The organism is Parahaliea mediterranea, from assembly GCF_003402235.1.
Lineage (GTDB): Bacteria > Pseudomonadota > Gammaproteobacteria > Pseudomonadales > Halieaceae > Parahaliea > Parahaliea mediterranea.
Window position 1 is genome coordinate 401,645 of sequence record NZ_QEWO01000005.1, and the last position, 17,482, is coordinate 419,126.

A 17,482-nucleotide genomic window follows, 5' to 3' on the forward strand; every position below is an offset into this window, starting at 1 on the left:
TGTTGCACTTACCTTAGCAGATTGGGCAAGCGGTGCCGGTGGCGCGGCTCAGTTGTGGTTGAAAGTCTTGTTGAGAGCGCGGTCGAGGGCGCGGGCCGGGCGAATCACGCACAGCAGCGACAGCACCAGGGCTACCACGCCCAGGTTGATGAGCAGGGCGTAATTGGCATCGCCAATTACCAGGGCGCCCACCATGGGGCCGCTGGCCAACCCCATTTTGGAGGCAAAGCCCCCAAGGGCGGCGGTCTGGCCGGTGCTGTCAAAGGCCGAGCACATGCCCAGCAGGTAGGAAATCACAAAGGCCCAGGTAATGCCCACACCCACATTGGCCAGCCAGTACACCCATCCCACCTGGCTGTAGTGCAGGATCCAGGTGCCAGCAATGGTGAGCACAATGGCCAGCGACACCGGCAGCAGGCGCCCGAAGCGGGTGGACAGCAGGATCACCGCCACCGAGCCGGCAATGGCAATCCAGGCGGCAATACCCAGGGTGTTGCTGATGAACGCAGGGCCGAGTCCCGCGTGCTTGCCAAGGCCGATGATGTAGGCGTACAGCGCCATGTTGGCCGCCTGGAACAGAAACGTGGCGGCCAGGGCCAGCCCCAGCAGGGCGCGGCGGCGCACCGGGCGGTGGCTGCCGTCGGCCGCGCTGGATGCATCGGCCGGCACCGCGGCCTGCACCGGGTAGTCATTGAGGAAGGGCACCATCAGCAGGGTGACCAGCGAAAAGGCGATCAGGGCAAAGAACAGGGCGGATACGCCAAATTCCGGCACCAGGCCCGGCAGGTAGAGCAGGCCCAGCCCGCCAAGGCCGAACTGCACCGTCAGCAGGTAGCCAAAGGTGCGGTCGGCCTCGCTGGTGCGGGCGATGACCGCAAAGCCCACGCCCACCAGCACGCCGCCAATGCAGCCGTGGGCAAAACGCAGGGCGATCATGGCGCCGGCGCCCTCCACCAGGGTGGACAGCAAGTCGGCGCAGATCAGGCCCAGCAGCAGGCCCACCGCCAGCGGCCGCCAGGGCAGGCGCTTGACGACAAACACCGCCGCCAGCGCGCCGAGAGAGGCGCCGTAGACATTGGCAGACCCGACAAACCCCGCCTGGCGGTTGCTGAAGCCGAGTCCGCCGATCAGGCCATCCACCAGGGCCGGCATGATGTTCACGTAGAACAGGCCGGCGGTGGCGAGGAAGGCCAACAACACCCGGGCCAGCTCACCGTTGGCCGGCAAGGTGGGAAAGTGGCGACTGCGGCTGGCGATGGGGTCGGCGCGATTCATTCGGGGCGTCCTGTGGTGGTTGTAGCGGCGGTGGCTGTGGTGGTCCTGGTTGCCGTGCCGGCGCACAGGGGCTGTTGCTGGTGCAGCCAGCGCAGCGCGTCGGCAAAGGCAAACTGGCCGCCATCGCCAAAGGCGTAGTACACCCGGCCATCCGGCAGCAGCAATACGCTGATACCTCCGTAACCCGACAGGAAGGGGATCACCCGCTGTTCGCTGCAGCCCAGCAGACGCGTGGCGTCGTAGCCCCAAAAGCCGTGCTGGTAGTAGATGCCCGGGGCCTGCGCCGGGTGCGCGCCGCGCTGTTCAGGCTCCTGCTGCAGGGCCTGTCGCAGCATGGTCGCATCCAGCTGTGGGGCTAGCTTGTTGTGGGTCGGAATGTTGTGGGCGAGGGTGTTGTGGGCGAGAGCGTTGTGGGTCAGAGCCTGGCCAAGGCGCACAATGTCGTCGCGCAACAGGGTCAGGCCATAGCCGGTGAACGGTTGGCCGCCAGCGCCAGCACTGCGGCGGGTGGTGTCCAGGCTGGGGCTCAGTGCCAGTGCCCGCCACAGGGGCCGCAGCAGGGCGTCGTAAAAGTCGCCGGGCTGGCCGGTGTGCTGTGCCAGCAAAGCATTCAGTGCGGCGCCAACCAGGTAGGTGTCGGAGGTGTGGTAGACAAAGGTGCCGCCCGGTGGGCCACGACGGGGCCAGCCGCCGCAGGCAAAGCGCAGTTTTTGCGTGTGGCGGCTGGGCAGGAAGAACCCGCTGCTCATGGCCTCGCTGGCCTCGTCGGCCTGGGGCGCGGCACTGGCGTAGTGCCCGGTCTGCATGTTCAGGGCGTCGCCAACGGTGACCGCGTCCCAGCCCGGCACCTGCGCACAGGCTGGGATCAGCCGCGCAATGCGCTGCGTGCGGCTGCCCGGGGCGCGCTGCTCCATGCGCATCAGGCCCAATCCGCCCACCAGGGATTTGGCCAGCGAGTAGGACGGCAGGCTCAAAAAGTCGCAGTGGGGGTAGGGGCCGCGCCGCGTGGGGCAGTCGCTCACATAGTGGGTATCGCCACTGGCCAGCCCCCAGGCGCTCAGGTGCTGGCCCGGGCCGGCCAAGGCCGCGGGCCCGGCCTGATCGCCGGGCGCGAACAGGGCGCTTAAGGGGCGGGTGGGCAGCCGGGCCGCCAGCAGGCGGCGGTGGCCGGCCGCGATTGCCTGGGCATCCGCCACCGGCTCGGCATAAAACCGACCCTTCAGGCTGCCTTCAAGATTGAATTGCAGGTACTGGCAGGTTTCGCTGGCCATCAGCACCGTTACCGGAAAAGCCTCGCCATTTGCGCCCAGGCGGGCCCGCAACACGCCATTGTGGGTGCAGTTGGCGTTCTTCTCCTGCAGGGCAAAGGGCAGGCTGATGTGGCGGCTGCCGTCGGCGTCCTGCCACACGCGGCCGGGCTCCAGCAGCCAGTCCCAGTGGGGGTGGCCGGTAGTGACAAGCCCGCGCTGGCGGGGCACCAGGTCGCCATCCACCTGCAGGTAGGTGGCATCAAGCAATGGCAGGCTATCCAGGGCCAGCGCCGGCTGGCTGGCCAGGCCGTGGTCATCGCGCAGCACCGTCAGGGTGAGCTCCTGCAATGTGCTCAATTGCAGGCGACCGCCGAGCTGCCCCGGCGGGGCTACGGCATTGGCCGGGGGCGCCATGGCCTGCATGGCGAGCGCCCCCTTGGCGCCGGCTGGCATGGCCGCCAGGGTGCAAAGGGCCCACAGCAGCAGGGCGGTGAATGGCGTTGGCAGGGGTTGGCGCAAGGCTTGGGTGGCTCTGTTATTGGTTTGCCCGAGTCGTCGCCCACCCTAGCAAGGGCAGGCTCCGCGCCATAGGGCCAGTTGCCACGGCGCGGCTAGGCCAATTGTGCCCCAGCGCGCTACAGGGGCACGCCCGCTGCCTGCAGCTGATCCGCCAGGGGTTGTAACTGCCGCTCGTAGCGGCGCCACAGGCCCACCGAGCGGTTGTGCACCGGCTCGCGCACCTGACTGGCGCTGGCGGTGGTGGAGGCGGCGCCGCTGGTGTGAAAGTCCAGGCAGGCGCTTTCCCAGTCGAGGCCGCAGGCGGCCAGCAATGCGCGGGTGGTGGGCTCGAAGGCGTTCACCAGGGCTTCGTACTGCACGGTGTGAATCACGCCGGGCAGGGTGGCCTGCCAGTGCGCCATCAGCTCGCGGTAAGCCAGGTAGTACTGCGCCAGCTCGTCCAGGCGGTAGGAGAAGGGATAGGCGTCGGCAAACAGCGTTTTGTACATGGCGTAGCAGGCGTCCATGGGGTGGCGCTGCACGTGCACGATGGTGGCCGCCGGCAGGGCGCGGTGAATCAGCCCGGCGTACAGGAAGTTCAGCGGCATTTTGTCGGTGAAGCGCGGCGCGGCGTTGGCCGCCGGCGGCAGCGCCGCCAGGTAGGCCCTGCCCAGTGCGGCAAAATCCAGCTGCGCGCTCAGTTGCACCCGCTGCTGTTTGCTGAGGCGCCCCGGCTGCCCGCCCTGGCGCGCTACCCCCTCGGCCACCGCCCGGGACATGCAGGTGGCAAACTGGTTAAGTTCACCGGCCGCGTGTACCGCGCTGTGCATGCCCAGTATGCGCTCCACCAGGGTGGTGCCGGTGCGCGGCAGGCCAATCACGAAAATGGGCGCACTCTGGTGCGTACTCTGGGGCGCGCCGGCCGGCGGCGCTGGTGGTGGTTCGCGGTAAACCTTGCGGATGCAGGCCATGGTGTCTACATCGTCGTCCACGCTGTAGCGCATGCGCTCCCGGCGCAGGCGGGCGCCCTGGGTCAGGGCTTCGAAGGCGGCGTCCCACTGCGCCAGGTCTTCCAGTTCCTTGGCCTTGGCGTAGTACAGCGTGGCCTGCTGGCGCGGCTGGTTGGCGCACTGTTGCAGGGCGCTGTCCAGGGCGTCCAGGTGGTGGCTGCTGGTGTTCTGGCGGCGCAGGTCGGCGCGCAGCTTGTGGGCCTCGGCGTCCAGCGGCGCGCGGGCCAGGCAGTGCGCCAGGGCGTCGTCCGCCGCATCAATGTTGCCAAGGAAGCGATGCACCGTGGCCAGGTTGTAATAGTGCTCGGCCACCTCCGGCTCCAGGGCCGCTGCCTTGGCATAGTGAGCCAGGGCCTGCTGCTGCAGGTCCAGGCGCGATTGCAGCAGGGCCAGGGTGGCGTGCTGGTAGGCGGTGGACAGGGGCGCCTGGTCCAGGGCCAGCACCAGCGGCCGCGCCTCGCCGTCGCGGCCCAGGCGCAGCAGGCAGTTGGCTTTTTGCAGCAGGGCGCGGGGGTGGTCCGCCTCAAGCTGCAGCAGGCGCTCGGTGGCGGCCAGGGCGGCGCCGGCATTATTCAGCCGCAGGCAGATCTGGCTGATGCTGTACCAGCCGGCGGCGTAGCCCGGATAGCGCTGCCCCAGCTGCTGGCAGGTGTGCAGGGCCTGTCGCGGCTCGCCGCGCTGCAGGGCGCTCCAGGCCCGCTGCTCCAGGGCGCGGGCCGCGGCAAGGTCGTCGGGCCCGGAGCCGGCTGCCGTTGAGGATGTTGGATTAGGAGGCGGTGTTTTCACCGCGGCATTATCGCGGATTGCCCCCGGCGCTGGCCAGCGAGCACGCGTGATGCTGGCGAAGTGCCGGAGGCAGGGTCTATGATAGCGGGCACTTTTTTGCGGCCGGCGCCGGTTGCTGGCCAACCATGTCGATTGTCAGGGAGCCCCCCATGTCCAACCCGATGTACCGGAGCACTGCCCCGGTGTTTACCCACCAGCTGAAAAACCTGTCCAACCTGCTCAAAGTCGCAGCCGGAGATGCCAAGGCTCGCGGCATCGCACCAGAGGTGATCCTGAACGCGCGCCTGGCGCCCGACATGCTGCCGCTGGTGCGTCAGGTGCAGATTGCCACCGACCACGCCAAGGGCTGCTGCGCCCGCCTCGCCGGCCTGGAGTCGCCGGTGTTTGCCGACAGCGAAGCCAGCTTTGCCGAGTTGCAGGCGCGTATCAAGAAAACCCTGGCCTTCATTCGCGGCATCAAGCCCGCCCTGTACGACGGCAGCGACAGCCGCGACATCACCCTCAAGCTGCCCTTTGGCGAACTGCGCTTTAGCGGCGAGGACTACCTGAACGGCTGGGTGCTGCCGAACTTCTACTTCCACTACACCACCGCCTACGCCATCCTGCGCCATAACGGTGCCGGTGTGGGCAAGCGCGAGTTTCTTGGCAGCGTGCCCGGCATGGGCGTGAATGCGGCGGCGGCCAGGGCACTGGGTTTGAAAGCGCCGGCCAACAAGGTGGCTACCAAAAAAGCCACGGCCAAGAAACCGGCTGCCAAAAAAGCGACGGCCAAGAAATCTTCCGCCAAGAACGCGACGGCCAAGCAAGCAGCGGCCAAAAAAGCCACGCCGAAAAAAACGGTCGCCGCCAAAAAACCGGCCGCGAAGAAGCCTGCGAAGGCCGCCTGATGCCGCTGGATGTGATGCCGCCAAACACCGCCCCGGCGACGGGGCCTGAGCCGCGAGATACCCGCCCATGAGCACCTTTCGCGAAGAGCGGCGCAAGCTGGCCGTGCTGATCGACGCCGACAACGTCAGCCCCAAGCTGTGCGAGGCCCTGATCCAGGAAATCGCCAAGTACGGGGTGGCCAGCGTCAAGCGCGCCTACGGCGACTGGACCACGCCCCAACTCGGCTCCTGGAAGGACATCCTGCACGAGTACGCCATCAGCCCCATCCAGCAGTTCAGCTACACCCGCGGCAAGAACTCCACCGACGCGTCCATGGTTATTGATGCCATGGACCTGCTTTACACCGACAAGCTCGACGGCTTCTGCCTGGTGACTTCCGACTGCGACTTTACCCGCCTGGCCACCCGCATCCGCGAGGCGGGGCTGGTGGTGTACGGTTTTGGCGAGCAGAAAACGCCGACCTCGTTACAGGCGGCCTGCGACAAGTTCGTGTTTTTGGAGGCGCTGGTGGTGCCCCGGGAAGAACCGAAAAAAAGCGACGCCAAGGCCGGGCAGAGCCAGAGCAAGAAGGCCAGCAAGAAAACCCTGAACCAGGACGCGCGCCTGATCAACCTGCTGCGCGGCGCGGTGGATGCCACCTCCGACGAGGCGGGCTGGGCCAACATCTCCTTTGTGGGCCAGCACATCGCCAACCAGAGCTCTTTCGATTCGCGCAACTACGGCTATCGCAAGCTGAGCGAATTGATTGAAGTCACCGAGCTGTTTGACACGGAAAAGCGCAACCCGCGCGACGACGGCTCCTACACCCTCTACATTCGCGACAAGCGATTTAAACCCTGAGTTGATAACACGAGGATAAGATTATGATTGGTTACGTCACTATCGGTGTGCAGGACATGGAACGGGCCAAGGCCTTTTACAGCGCCCTGCTGGAAGAACTCGGTGCCAAGGTGATTATCGACATGGACCGCATCGCCATGATCGGCAAAAGCATGGAAGAGCCCATGCTCAGCGTGTGCATTCCCTACAACGAAGACGCGCCGAACCCCGGCAACGGCAACATGGTTGCCATCAACCCCGGCTCCAAGGAACTGGTGGACAAGCTCTATCACAAAGCCATCGAACTCGGCGCCACCTGCGAGGGTGAACCCGGCCAGCGCATTCCGGACATGTTCTACGGCGCCTACTTCCGCGACCCGGATGGCAACAAGGTCGCGTTCTACCAGTTTGGCTGAGGCGAATGATCTGGCCTCCCGGCCGGGTGCCGGGAGGCCCAGTTGCCGTTTAATCCAGCACTACACTCACCGGGCAGTGATCCGAGCCCATGATGTCGTTGTGAATCTCTGCCGCGCTGACGCGTGAGGCCACCAGCGCCGCGGTTGCCAGAAAGTAATCAATCCGCCAGCCGATATTCTTGCCCCGCGCGCCCGCGCGGTAACTCCACCAGCTGTATTTCACCTCATCCGGATTAAAGTGGCGGAAGGTATCCACAAAGCCGGCCGCCTGCAGGGCGTCCATGCCGTCGATTTCCTTCTGGGTAAAGCCGGCGCTTTTGTTGTAGTTGGGTTTGGGGCGGGCAATGTCGATGTCGCGGTGGGCCACGTTGAGGTCGCCGCAGATCAGCACCGGCTTTTTCGCCTCCAGGGATTTGACGAACACCAAAAAGGCGGCGTCCCAGGTTTGCCGGTAGGGCAGGCGCACCAGCTCGCTGCCGGAGTTGGGGGTGTAGACGGTGACCAGGTAGAAGTCCGCGTACTCCGCGGTGAGCACGCGGCCCTCCTGGTCGTGCTCTTCCACCCCGATATCCGCTTGCACTGACAGGGGCTGCTCCCGGCTGAGAATGGCGACGCCGGAGTAGCCCTTGCGCACCGCCGAGTTGCTGTACACGTGGTAGCCGTCGATGGGCTCCAGCGCGGTGAGCACCTGGTCGTCCTGGGCCTTGGTCTCCTGCAGGCAGAGAATATCGGTATTCAGGGCGGCCAGGGAGCCTGCGAAGTCCTTGTTCATAACGGCGCGCAGGCCGTTGACGTTCCAGGAAGTGATTTTCATCGGTGCCTATGCTCCGCCGTTGCTGTGGGGCGCATAGTCTAGCCTAGTTACCGCGCGGCTTGCTCAGCCACTGCGCGTGCCAGTCGTCATCCAGCGCCGGGCCGGCCACCGCCTTCACATCCATCGGTTTGAGGGGCTTGCCGGCGTGGTTCAGTACCGTCATGGGGCGTATCGGTTTGCCGCTGCTGCGCTCCACAAACTCCAGCCGCTTGCCGCCCGGGTGTGGCCGGTAGCGGTCGCCCCAGTGGGTCATGGCCAGCAGCACCGGCTGCAGGGCCAGGCCCTTTTCTGTCAGGCGATACTCCGGGTGGCCGCCGTCGGCGCCCGCGCTGCGCTGCAAAATCCCCTCGTCCACCAGCCGGTTCAGCCGGGTGCTCAGGATGTTTTTGGCGACGCCCAGGCTGCGCTGGAACTCGCTGAAGCGGCGGGCGCCGAAGAAGGCGTCGCGCAGAATTAGCAGGGTCCAGCGCTCGCCGATGACATCCAGCGTCTGGGCGAGGGAGCAGTTCATGTCGTCAAAGCGCTTGAGTTTCATGGCGGCCATTCTAAGGGGGCATGGTGCACATTTTCTAGTTGCATCATTAAACCAAATCGCGTTAGCCTATTTTGGTTTAATGATGCAACCATGTAGCTGGGTGAATCGAGCCCCGGGAGGGCAGCAGTGATGAGCGAATCCAACGCGCCAGTGGCGCTGATCGTGGGCGCCGGTGACTTTATCGGCGCCGAAATTGGCAAACGCTTCGCACGCGAGGGCTATACCGTCTGCCTTGGCCGGCGCAAGGGCGACCAGCTGGCGCCGCTGGTGCGGGCGATAGAAGCCGAGGGCGGCCGCGCCCACGCCTTCACCCTGGATGCCCGCAGCGAAGACAGCGTGCAGGCGGTGTTTGCCGACATCGAGGCGCGAATCGGCCCCCTGGAGGTGGTGATCTTCAACGTGGGCGCCAATGTGCGCTTTCCCCTGCGCGAAACCACCGCGCGCGTTTACCGCAAGGTCTGGGAGATGGCCTGTTTCGCGGGCTTTCTGGTGGGGCGCGAGGCGGCGAGCGTGATGGTGCCGCGCGGTCGCGGCTCTATCTTCTTCACCGGCGCCACCGCCAGCCTGCGCGGTGGCAGTGGCTATGCCGCCTTTGCCAGCGCCAAATTCGGCCTGCGCGCACTGGCCCAGTCCATGGCGCGGGAGCTGGGGCCGCAGAACATTCATGTTGCCCATCTCGTTATCGATTCCGCGGTGGATACCGCCTGGGTGCGCGAGCGCATGGAGACGGGTGGCGTTGATGTGCAGGCCCTGCCCGAGGATGCGCTGATGAACCCGGCGTCGGTGGCGCAAACCTACTGGCAGCTGCACCGCCAGCCCCGCGATGCCTGGACCTTTGAGCTGGATATCCGCCCCTACGTTGAAACCTGGTAACCGAACAGGAGAGCAAGCCATGCGCAAGCAACTGGAATTTCTGTATGACTTTGGCAGCCCCAACGCCTACCTGGCCCACCGGGTGCTGCCGGATATTGCCCGGCGCTGCGGTGCCGAGCTGGTGTACCAGCCGGTGTTGCTGGGCGGCATCTTCAAGCTGACCGGCAACGCCTCGCCGATGCAGACCATGGCGGGCATCCGCAACCGGCTCGAATACGAGGGGCTGGAGACGGAGCGCTTTGTGCGCCGTCATGGCCTGCAGAAGGACTTTCGCATGAACCCGCACTTCCCGGTGAATACCCTGCAGATCATGCGCGGTGCTGTGGCGGCGCAGGGGATGGGTGCGGATATATATCGCGCCTACGTCGACACCCTGTTTTACGCCATGTGGCGCGACGGGCGCGACATGGGCGATGTCGATAACATTGCAAGTGTACTGGAAAACGTCGGCCTGCCAGCGGCCGACCTGCTGGTGGCAGCCCAGACCCAGGCGGTCAAATCCGCACTGCTGGCCAATACCGAGAACGCGGTGGAGCGCGGCGTGTTTGGCGCGCCCTCGTTCTTTGTTGGCACCGAGCTCTACTTCGGCAAGGATCGCCTCAGGGACATTGAAGAGGCCCTTGGCGACTGATCATCAGCTAGGCCGGCAGGCCCTGCGCCGCCGTGGGCCAGCCCAGGTGCATGTTCTGCGGCAGGGCGATGTCCATGGCCTTGGGCCTGGGCAGTGCGATACCGGCCATGAGCGCGGCGTACTGGTCTTCATCGGCCACCTGCAGGCGCGGGTTAAAGCGGCGCTCTTCGCCGATGGTGCTGCAACACAGGCCGCGGTAATCGTGGCCGGGGTACACCAGGGTCTCGTCCGGCAGGCTGAGCAGCTGGTCGCGCAGGCTGCGCCAGGCCTGCCGTGCGCAGCCCTGCTGGAAGTCGGTGCGGCCGGTGCCGCGAATCAGCAGGGCATCGCCGGTGAACACGCTGTTGCCGGCGGGCCAGTACAGGCAGGCGGATTCGCGGGTGTGCCCGGGTGTGTGCAGCCAGGTCAGCCGCAGGTTGCCAAGGGTCAGCACATCGCCGTTGGCGGGCTGCAGGCAAAGCCCCTGGGCGCTGCTGTGGCTGTCCTGCACGGTCTGGCAGGCGGTCTCGTGGCGCAGGCGCCCCAGGGCAGTCACGTGGTCTGCGTGGATATGGGTATCAATGGCGTAGTGCAGCGTTAAATCCAGCTCCGTTAAAAGCTGCAGGTAAAGGTCCGTCTGTTCCAGCACCGGGTCAATCAGCGCGGCACGGCCTGTTTGCCCATCGGCCAGCAGATAGGTGTAGGTGGAGCTGCGGGTGTCAAACAGCTGTCGGAATAGCATGGTTTAGCTCCATGTGGTTTGTAGCACCAACCCGAGGGCGGTGGCCATGGCCGCCGTGGCTACCAGCCGCTGGGCAACGCCGCTGTGCAACCGGTGCGCAAGGGCCATGCCAAGGCAGGCGCCGAGCAGGCTGCCGAGGGCGAGCGGCAACAGCAGGCCCGGCGCCCAGCTGGTTTGCTGCTGCAGGTGAAAGAGATAGCCGGAGGCGCTGACGCAGGCGATCACCAGCAGCGACGTGGCAATGGCCTGCTGGGCCGACAGGCGGCGTTGCCTGAGCAGCCAGGGCACAATCAGAAAGCCGCCGCCGACGCCAAAAAAGCCCGACACCAGGCCCAGGCACGCGCCAGAGGCCAGGTTCGACAGGGGCCGCGCCGTTGCCACCGCCGGCTTTGCCACCGCCGCCCCCAGCGGCAGGGCCTGCCGCCGTGGCCACAGTTGCCAGGCGATAAACACCGCCAGGGCGGCAAACAGCAGGGTGACCAGGCGCGGGTCCAGCAGCATGGCCACCGCCCGGCCAACCGGCGCCAACACAATGCCACACAAAGCCAGTGGCAGCGCCAAGCGCAGGTCGATCTGGCGCCGATACAGTCCGCGCAGGGCGCCGGGGGCTGCCGCCATGGCCACACAGCCAAGGCTCAGGCCCATCACCTGGGTTGGCGACGTGTGCAGGCCGGCGCTGAGCAACGGCACCGCCAGCACCGAGCCACCCGCGCCGGTGAGGGTGAGCAGCAGGCCGATGGCAGCGCCAATCAGCAGCAGCATCAAGCCACCTGGCCTGCCGCTGTTGATGCTGGTGCCGATGCGTCAGCTGCCGATGCGGCAATGTCCGCCACTTCCTGGGGCAGCACAAACCAGCGCATGGCCTCGGCCTCTGCATCAAGCGTCAGGGCCTGGCCCACAGCCTGTGGGTCGGCGGTCAGCAGTGCTTGCTCGGCATCGCGCAGCAGGGCGGGGTAATCCGGCGCCGTGGCCGCGGCCAGTGGCGGCGTTTCATCGGCAAAGGCGCTGGCGTCCAGGCGCGAGGGCAGCGCAACTGACTGGCCGCGGTAGCGCCACACACCGTGGGCGGCATCGTAGTGGTACTGCGGCAGCATCCGCCAGCCCAGGCGGGCAACCTGTTCCAGCGCGCCGAGCAGGTAATTGAACTCCTCGTCACTGATAAAGTAATTGAAGTTCAGCCGTACCCAGCCCGGGCGCAGCAGGGCGCAGCCGGCCTGCATGTGTGCCTCGATGCGGGTACTGGTGTCGGCATCCAGCCCCAGCAGGGTGTGGGCGTAGGGGCCGGCGCAGGAACAGCCGCCGCGCACCTGGATGCCGTACAGGTCGTTCAGCAGGGCGACGATAAAGCCGTAGTGCAGGTCGCGCTCGCCGTGGTGAAAGCGCAGGGAAAAAATCGACAGGCGCTCGGCCCCGCTATCGCCCAGCACCGTCAGGTTGGGCATGGCGCGCAGGCGCTGCAGGGCGCGGTTGGCAAAGTCGTGTTCACGGCGCTCGATCTCCCCGATGCCCACCGCCTGTTGCAGGGCAAAAACCAGCCCCGCCCGCACGGATTCAACAATGCCGGGGGTGCCGCCTTCTTCACGGCGCTCGATGTGCTTGAGGTAGGTGTGGCCCTGGGGCGTCACGAAAGACACCGTGCCCCCGCCCACCACCGCCGGCACGCTGTTGCGCAGCAGGTGGTTTTTCACCACCAGCACGCCCGGCGTGCCCGGGCCGCCAATAAATTTGTGGGGCGAAATAAACACCGCGTCCAGCGGGTGTTCGGCGTTCATGTCGATAGTCACGTAGGGCGCGGCCGCGGCGTAGTCCCAGAAGGCCAGGGCGCCGTTGGCTTTCAGCAGCGCGGTAATGGCGGCAACGTCGCTGCGAATGCCGGTAACGTTTGACGCCGCCGAGAAGCTGCCGATCCGCAGGGGGCGGTGGGCGTACTCGGCCAGGGCGCGGGCCAGGTGGTCGCTGTCGATGGTGCCCCGGTTGTTGAGGGGGATCACCACCACATCGGCGATGCTTTCGCGCCAAGGCAGTTCATTGGAGTGGTGTTCGTAGGGGCCAACAAAAACAACCGGGCGCTCGGCGGCGGGGATCTGCCCGCTCAGGCCGTAGCGCTTGTCGAGGTCTGCTGGCAGGCGCAGCCCGAGTAAATCCAGCAACCGGTTGATTGCAGCGGTGGCGCCGCTGCCGCAGAAAATCACGCTGTCGTCTTCATTGGCGCCAACCGCCGTGCGAATGGTCTCGCGCGCCTGTTCGCGCAGGGCAGTGGTTTGCGCGCCGGTGAAGGAGGTCTCGGTATGGGTGTTGGCGTACCAGGGCAACACCTGGGTGCGCAGGGCGTCCTCAATGAAGTCCAGTGAACGCCCCGAGGCCGTGTAGTCGGCGTAAACCAGCGGCCGTGGGCCGAGCGGCGTGGGAATGCGTTGGCCGGCACCGATCACGCCGCGGCGAATTTTATCAATCAGGGAGTGCATGTCAGATCCTTGCGAAAACTGCCGCATAGCCTAGCGGGAAGTGATCCGAACATTGTTCCCATTTTGGGGCGCTGATTATTCCAAAATCGAGACAGTGATTCGATTTATGGGTTCCAGGTGGTAAATTGTGCCAATTCGAGCGAAGGGAGCCAACTGATGACCTACACACTGGATAAAACCGACAAGGTCCTGCTGGAGCACATGCAGCGCGACGCAACGTTGTCGGTGGGGGATCTGGCGGAGCTTGCCGGCCTGTCCAAATCCGCCTGCTGGCGGCGCCTGCAAAAACTGGAGGGCGAGGGTTTTATCCGCGACCGCGTGGCCCTGCTCGACCCGGCCCGCCTCGGCCTGCCGCTGACCGTTTACGTGTCCATTCGCACCAACCAGCACAACGCCGCCTGGGCCAAGCGCTTTCGGGCGGTAGTGGAGGGCATTCCCGGCATTCTGGAGGCCTACCGCATGGGGGGCGAGCTGGATTACCTGCTAAAGGCGGTGGTGCGCGATTTGCCGGACTACGACCGGCTCTACCAGCAACTCATTCACGCTGACCTGTTCGATGTCACCGCGAGTTTTGTCATGGAAGAAATCAAGGTCACTCACCGCCTGCCTATTGAGTAGTGGATGCGACGTAGATTTAGACCTGGAATGCCACTATCTTGCTTCATCGTCTCACTCATATGACGAGATAGGCTATGTAAAATCGCGGGTTTACAAACCAGCTCGTGGCATTTCCATAGGTGTACCTGTTAATCCTCCATTCACCCCGTAGATTTCTCCAGTGACATAATCGGCAGCCGGGGAAGAAAGAAACAGTGCGCAAGCAGCGACATCTTCAGGCTGACCGAGGCGAGCTAATGGTGTGCGTGCAAGCATAGCCCGTTCCAAATCGTCGGTCATGATGCCTGAAAGGGCGGCGGTCATCGTTGATCCGACAGCGATTCCGTTAACCCTTACCTTGGGGGCGAAGTCCTGAGCCAAATTTCTTGTCATGAAATCTAATCCAGCTTTGGCCACGCCATAGCTGGCAAAGCCAGCCTGGGCAAATTTCCCTGCGATCGAAGAAATGTTAACAATCGATCCTTTGCCACTGGTGTGAACCATCTGCGGTGCGCAGAGACATGACATACGAAACGCAGTCGTGACATTAAATCGAAATGTTTCGTTGAAGTCAGATTCGCTTGTTTGGAGTGCGGGCATTGGGCCAGAGCCTCCAGCGTTGTTCACCAGGACGTCAAGACGGCCGAACTCTCGCAAGGTCTGTTCTACCAATTCTGCGCGTTGCTCCTCCATGAGCACATCGCAGGTTACAACCAATGCTCGTCTACCTCGGGCCCTTACTCGTTCGGCAGTTTCTTCGATCTGTGAAACTGTGCGGGCGGTAACAACAATATCTGCGCCTGCATCAGCCAGGGCAACAGCGGTAGCGGCACCAATACCCCGCCCGGAACCTGTAACAATGGCAATCGCTCCATCCAAGCGGAATCGATCTAGTATGCTATCCATGTTTTCACCCACAACTTGTATATTCGAATTCAATGTCAAAGCTAACTCTCTATAAGCGGGTATTTTCTGGCCCCCACTCGTGCAGGTGCTTTGCTTTCTAGGCTACCATGTCGCCATATTTGGTTTTCTAATGGTACAGCGTTTTCTGGGCGCATCTGACCATGCGCGAAAGATCGATAGTAGTCGGCTCACCTCATGATGTTTTGAAGATCGCAATTACCTGCTTTAGCCAGTCCCGTTGCGATGAAAAAACTGAGCTTAAGGCCAAAGTGGCGCCGGAAGCCTGAGTTCTCTCCTATTTCGGGTCAATCTGCGCCAAAGTCATGCCGAAGCCACATTGCTGAGCCGAATTAAGAGTGTGTTCTTCGTATTTTTTAAACAGCCCGTCTAAATGACGGTCAATTTCATCTTGCGTGTAATCGAGTGAGTGGACGGTTTCTACACCCGACTTTGCTGCCAGTTCTTTCGCGGCCTCGGCGTTACTTACCCCGAAAAAAACGTTTACGACCCCCTCTCCATTCTTTTCAAGAAAAGCGGAAACCGCGCTATCCCCTTTGCGGCCGGGCATCGGAGCGCACAGCTCCAGTCCAGCATCCCAACTAATAGCAACATGGATGCCAAATGGCTCTCCTGTCCAGTTTGCATCATGGAAGGTTGCTCCAAGGAGCTTTGAATAAAACTCTTTGGACTTTTCAAGGTCGTGAACTGCAACAATAACTCGGTTTATTCCTCTAAGCGCCATATATCTCTCATTGATTTTTCTATTGCTGGTATCTTTGAAATCTCGCTCCGAAGCCACTCGTAATGTCGGCTTGGGAGAATTTAAACTAGCCTAGCACTGAGTAAGCGTTGTAGCTGGTAATTGGGTTTAAGAAAATCTACTACGATGGAAATAGTATTGTTTCTGTTATAGGTGCAGAGCACGGTCTTAAGATAGTTGTCTTAAAGAAAATTCGATTGTGGCGATTTTTTTACTTTTGGTACTTCATTGATTCCTAGGAAAAACGCTATCCGGAATAGCGGTTCTTCGTGATTTAATCCAGGTACTTTCGGTTCTCTAGCCTATCTTACCCTATCAGGATGCAATGATAGGCGTTCTAACGATCTTACTTATGGTTCGCTCTATGCGACCTAAGATGTGTGACAAGGCGTAGAGCAGTAGCAGCATCCGACTATGATTTTTGTAGGATACCGGCGTTTGGCTTCAGAGACAGCTCTCTTGCAAGTTTCATGGATGCCGAGGTCGATGCGATTAGATGGATGGGGCATTTGTAAGCAAGTACAATTTTCTTGATGTACTTCATGTTCTCCGGTCGGTTGAGGAGTGTTATTTATCAGGTATCTCGGCATGGCTTGTGCCTTCTTATGTAAGTAGACATTAATTCACATGGTTTCTTGGCCAATAAGTTGCTGGAGGTGTGCGCTTCCTCTGAGGTATTTAAGCCATTTCATCCGGGGTGACGCAGCCAGATAGACTCTATTTATGTTCGTCTTGCTTTTGGTCGACTGCGACGCTTGGTTGCCGCAGCCTGGCGACGTGGACTTTTAGTGCGTCTACGAGGCGGCGAGAGACTTGTTTCACAGGCAACTTTGAGCTCTTCAAAGCTATCTCGAATGCACTGCTGGTAATGATCGGGGTCGGGCATTATGTCTCGACAGCACGTAGCGGAGATGGTGATTGTGTTGTCGTGACTGACCACAGTCTGGAATAGACCGGTGCCAGGCATTAATGGGCCCAGACCGAGCCCACCGACTGATTTGGCGCCGCATAGATAAAACGGCACTGGAGAGCTGGCTACGTTGCTGATGATGGTCGCTGGCGGCACCGGCAGGTGACGTTTCAGTGCAGGGAGGTGATCGCTCCCGTTTTGTAGGGCGAACCATGCCCGGCCCAGAAGGGGCGGCAGTGCTTCACCTACCTCCGTCATCAGGTCTACGCCTAATTCCCGGTGGTATCGTTTGGCACTGTCAGAGCTGTTGTGCACCGCACTCAGGCGTTCTAAAGGATGCTCGATATCGGTGCCAATGGAAACATTCATCGCGTTGATCTGGTTGCCCGTCCCTTTCGAACCGTGGGCCCGTAAGTCAACAGGCGTCTGCGCCACGAGGGATGCTTCTGGCAGCTCCTGATGATTCAAGAGGTATTGGCGTAGGGCTCCGCCGAGCACTGCGAGCATAAAATCGTTGATGGTCGCGCCAGGGTGGGCTTTCCGCAGGCGCTGTACATCTTCTAGTGGCAGCGCTACCGAGGTGACAACTCGGTGCGGAGAAGCCGGCCGGTTGAAGCGGGTCAATGGTGATTCTGGCGGGCTGGCCAGTTCGCCACGTTTTACAGCCTGGTTAACTCGGTGCATTGCGCCGAGAGCCTTGCGCCCGGTCTTCAGAATTCTCCCACTGCGAATAAAGCCATTGCTGGCGGCTCGGGTCAGCAGACCCAGCGTGTTGGGTCTCGATTCTACGATCAGCGGTGGCTTATCGACTAGCCGCTCGCGAAGGGTAGGGCTAAATTCATGCACGTGAAGGAAGAGTTGATTCGCTGACTGCCCGTCCAATGCAGCGTGGTGCATTTTTGTCATCACAGCAAAACAGCCGGACTGTAAGCCCTCAAGGGCATCAAGCCCCTCGATAACAATAGTTTCCCAGAGTGGACGCGAGCGATCCAACTCACGAGCCTGCAAACGCGCCAATTGGATAAAGAACTGCCGCCAATCGCCCGGCGCAGGTAGGGCAATATGTCGTACGTGGAATTCGATATCGAAGTCCGGATCTTCTATCCAGTAGGGCTTATCTAGGGAAAGTGGCACTTCCACTAGCCTGCGACGAAAGAGAGGCACGGAATATACCGCGTCCTCGTAAAGCGCAAGAATATCCTTGAAACGTACCGTTTGACCGGGCGCAGTCGCTTGATCGTAAATGGCTACCGACGAAAAATGCATCGGAAGCGAGGGTGACTCAGAGTAGATGAACGAGGTGTCTACTGCATTGAGCTGCTCCATAA

At 62.5% G+C, this 17,482-nt stretch carries 17 protein-coding genes; 6 read left to right on the plus strand and 11 right to left on the minus strand.

Features of this window, described 5'->3' with window-relative positions:
• Nucleotides 1-48 precede the first annotated feature (48 nt).
• From DDZ17_RS16725 to DDZ17_RS16735, 3 genes are all read right to left on the minus strand, one after another.
• Nucleotides 49-1,275 (minus strand): MFS transporter, encoded by a 1,227-nt coding sequence (locus DDZ17_RS16725; protein WP_116368106.1) that lies wholly within the window; start codon nt 1,273-1,275, stop codon nt 49-51.
• The gene (locus DDZ17_RS16730) at nt 1,272-3,044 is read right to left on the minus strand and encodes a serine hydrolase (RefSeq protein WP_116368107.1); all 1,773 of its coding nucleotides are present in this window, start codon (nt 3,042-3,044) and stop codon (nt 1,272-1,274) included. The genes DDZ17_RS16725 and DDZ17_RS16730 overlap by 4 nt, the downstream gene beginning before the upstream one ends.
• A gap of 116 nt (nt 3,045-3,160) precedes the next feature.
• On the minus strand, nt 3,161-4,819 hold the full coding sequence (locus DDZ17_RS16735) for a tetratricopeptide repeat-containing sulfotransferase family protein (RefSeq protein ID WP_116368108.1): 1,659 nt from the start codon (nt 4,817-4,819) through the stop codon (nt 3,161-3,163).
• A gap of 149 nt (nt 4,820-4,968) precedes the next feature.
• Between DDZ17_RS16735 and DDZ17_RS16740 the strand changes: the two genes are divergently transcribed.
• From DDZ17_RS16740 to DDZ17_RS16750, 3 genes are all read left to right on the plus strand, one after another.
• Nucleotides 4,969-5,706: a DUF1993 domain-containing protein gene (locus tag DDZ17_RS16740; protein WP_116368109.1), complete on the plus strand. Its 738-nt coding sequence runs from the start codon at nt 4,969-4,971 to the stop codon at nt 5,704-5,706.
• A gap of 67 nt (nt 5,707-5,773) precedes the next feature.
• A complete protein-coding gene (locus tag DDZ17_RS16745) occupies nt 5,774-6,547 on the plus strand; it encodes an NYN domain-containing protein (protein WP_116368110.1) in 774 nt (257 codons plus the stop codon).
• A 23-nt stretch (nt 6,548-6,570) separates the two neighbouring features.
• The gene (locus tag DDZ17_RS16750; RefSeq protein ID WP_116368111.1) at nt 6,571-6,942 is read left to right on the plus strand and encodes a VOC family protein; all 372 of its coding nucleotides are present in this window, start codon (nt 6,571-6,573) and stop codon (nt 6,940-6,942) included.
• A 49-nt stretch (nt 6,943-6,991) separates the two neighbouring features.
• Here DDZ17_RS16750 and DDZ17_RS16755 read toward each other — a convergent pair whose 3' ends face one another.
• A complete protein-coding gene (locus tag DDZ17_RS16755; protein ID WP_116368112.1) occupies nt 6,992-7,756 on the minus strand; it encodes an exodeoxyribonuclease III in 765 nt (254 codons plus the stop codon).
• A gap of 43 nt (nt 7,757-7,799) precedes the next feature.
• Nucleotides 7,800-8,291: a winged helix-turn-helix transcriptional regulator gene (locus tag DDZ17_RS16760; protein ID WP_116368258.1), complete on the minus strand. Its 492-nt coding sequence runs from the start codon at nt 8,289-8,291 to the stop codon at nt 7,800-7,802.
• Between the two features lie 129 nt (nt 8,292-8,420).
• Between DDZ17_RS16760 and DDZ17_RS16765 the strand changes: the two genes are divergently transcribed.
• Nucleotides 8,421-9,164: an SDR family oxidoreductase gene (locus DDZ17_RS16765; protein ID WP_116368113.1), complete on the plus strand. Its 744-nt coding sequence runs from the start codon at nt 8,421-8,423 to the stop codon at nt 9,162-9,164.
• A 19-nt stretch (nt 9,165-9,183) separates the two neighbouring features.
• Complete coding sequence (locus DDZ17_RS16770) at nt 9,184-9,795, plus strand: 2-hydroxychromene-2-carboxylate isomerase (protein ID WP_116368114.1); 612 nt, start codon at nt 9,184-9,186, stop codon at nt 9,793-9,795.
• A 7-nt stretch (nt 9,796-9,802) separates the two neighbouring features.
• On the opposite strand, the gene DDZ17_RS16775 is transcribed toward DDZ17_RS16770, so the two are convergent.
• Genes DDZ17_RS16775 through DDZ17_RS16785 form a run of 3 tightly spaced genes read right to left on the minus strand, consistent with a single transcriptional unit; the run spans nt 9,803 to nt 12,981 of the window.
• Nucleotides 9,803-10,516, minus strand: coding sequence for an MBL fold metallo-hydrolase (locus DDZ17_RS16775; protein WP_116368115.1), 714 nt, complete (start codon nt 10,514-10,516; stop codon nt 9,803-9,805).
• Between the two features lie 3 nt (nt 10,517-10,519).
• Nucleotides 10,520-11,278, minus strand: coding sequence for a sulfite exporter TauE/SafE family protein (locus DDZ17_RS16780; protein WP_116368116.1), 759 nt, complete (start codon nt 11,276-11,278; stop codon nt 10,520-10,522).
• Complete coding sequence (locus DDZ17_RS16785) at nt 11,278-12,981, minus strand: aminotransferase class V-fold PLP-dependent enzyme (protein ID WP_116368117.1); 1,704 nt, start codon at nt 12,979-12,981, stop codon at nt 11,278-11,280. The genes DDZ17_RS16780 and DDZ17_RS16785 overlap by 1 nt, the downstream gene beginning before the upstream one ends.
• A 156-nt stretch (nt 12,982-13,137) precedes the next feature.
• Between DDZ17_RS16785 and DDZ17_RS16790 the strand changes: the two genes are divergently transcribed.
• Nucleotides 13,138-13,599, plus strand: a complete 462-nt coding sequence (locus DDZ17_RS16790; RefSeq protein ID WP_116368118.1) for an Lrp/AsnC family transcriptional regulator — start codon at nt 13,138-13,140, stop codon at nt 13,597-13,599.
• A gap of 90 nt (nt 13,600-13,689) precedes the next feature.
• On the opposite strand, the gene DDZ17_RS16795 is transcribed toward DDZ17_RS16790, so the two are convergent.
• From DDZ17_RS16795 to DDZ17_RS16810, 3 genes are all read right to left on the minus strand, one after another.
• Nucleotides 13,690-14,484 (minus strand): SDR family oxidoreductase, encoded by a 795-nt coding sequence (locus DDZ17_RS16795; protein WP_116368119.1) that lies wholly within the window; start codon nt 14,482-14,484, stop codon nt 13,690-13,692.
• A gap of 295 nt (nt 14,485-14,779) precedes the next feature.
• Entirely contained in the window at nt 14,780-15,283 is a 504-nt protein-coding gene (locus DDZ17_RS16800; protein ID WP_157976695.1) for a VOC family protein, read from the minus strand.
• A gap of 682 nt (nt 15,284-15,965) precedes the next feature.
• The gene (locus DDZ17_RS16810; RefSeq protein ID WP_116368122.1) at nt 15,966-17,480 is read right to left on the minus strand and encodes a wax ester/triacylglycerol synthase family O-acyltransferase; all 1,515 of its coding nucleotides are present in this window, start codon (nt 17,478-17,480) and stop codon (nt 15,966-15,968) included.
• Between the last annotated feature and the right edge of the window lie 2 nt (nt 17,481-17,482).

Excerpts from the sequence above, each read along its gene's own strand:
- DDZ17_RS16810 (WP_116368122.1), bottom strand. The coding sequence starts at position 17,480 with ATGGAGCAGCTCAATGCAGTAGACACCTCGTTCATCTACTCTGAGTCA.
- DDZ17_RS16785 (WP_116368117.1), bottom strand. The coding sequence starts at position 12,981 with ATGCACTCCCTGATTGATAAAATTCGCCGCGGCGTGATCGGTGCCGGC.
- DDZ17_RS16780 (WP_116368116.1), bottom strand. The coding sequence starts at position 11,278 with ATGCTGCTGCTGATTGGCGCTGCCATCGGCCTGCTGCTCACCCTCACC.
- DDZ17_RS16770 (WP_116368114.1), top strand. The coding sequence starts at position 9,184 with ATGCGCAAGCAACTGGAATTTCTGTATGACTTTGGCAGCCCCAACGCC.
- DDZ17_RS16775 (WP_116368115.1), bottom strand. The coding sequence starts at position 10,516 with ATGCTATTCCGACAGCTGTTTGACACCCGCAGCTCCACCTACACCTAT.
- DDZ17_RS16750 (WP_116368111.1), top strand. The coding sequence starts at position 6,571 with ATGATTGGTTACGTCACTATCGGTGTGCAGGACATGGAACGGGCCAAG.
- DDZ17_RS16740 (WP_116368109.1), top strand. The coding sequence starts at position 4,969 with ATGTCCAACCCGATGTACCGGAGCACTGCCCCGGTGTTTACCCACCAG.
- DDZ17_RS16745 (WP_116368110.1), top strand. The coding sequence starts at position 5,774 with ATGAGCACCTTTCGCGAAGAGCGGCGCAAGCTGGCCGTGCTGATCGAC.
- DDZ17_RS16755 (WP_116368112.1), bottom strand. The coding sequence starts at position 7,756 with ATGAAAATCACTTCCTGGAACGTCAACGGCCTGCGCGCCGTTATGAAC.
- DDZ17_RS16790 (WP_116368118.1), top strand. The coding sequence starts at position 13,138 with ATGACCTACACACTGGATAAAACCGACAAGGTCCTGCTGGAGCACATG.
- DDZ17_RS16725 (WP_116368106.1), bottom strand. The coding sequence starts at position 1,275 with ATGAATCGCGCCGACCCCATCGCCAGCCGCAGTCGCCACTTTCCCACC.
- DDZ17_RS16795 (WP_116368119.1), bottom strand. The coding sequence starts at position 14,484 with ATGGATAGCATACTAGATCGATTCCGCTTGGATGGAGCGATTGCCATT.
- DDZ17_RS16765 (WP_116368113.1), top strand. The coding sequence starts at position 8,421 with ATGAGCGAATCCAACGCGCCAGTGGCGCTGATCGTGGGCGCCGGTGAC.
- DDZ17_RS16760 (WP_116368258.1), bottom strand. The coding sequence starts at position 8,291 with ATGAAACTCAAGCGCTTTGACGACATGAACTGCTCCCTCGCCCAGACG.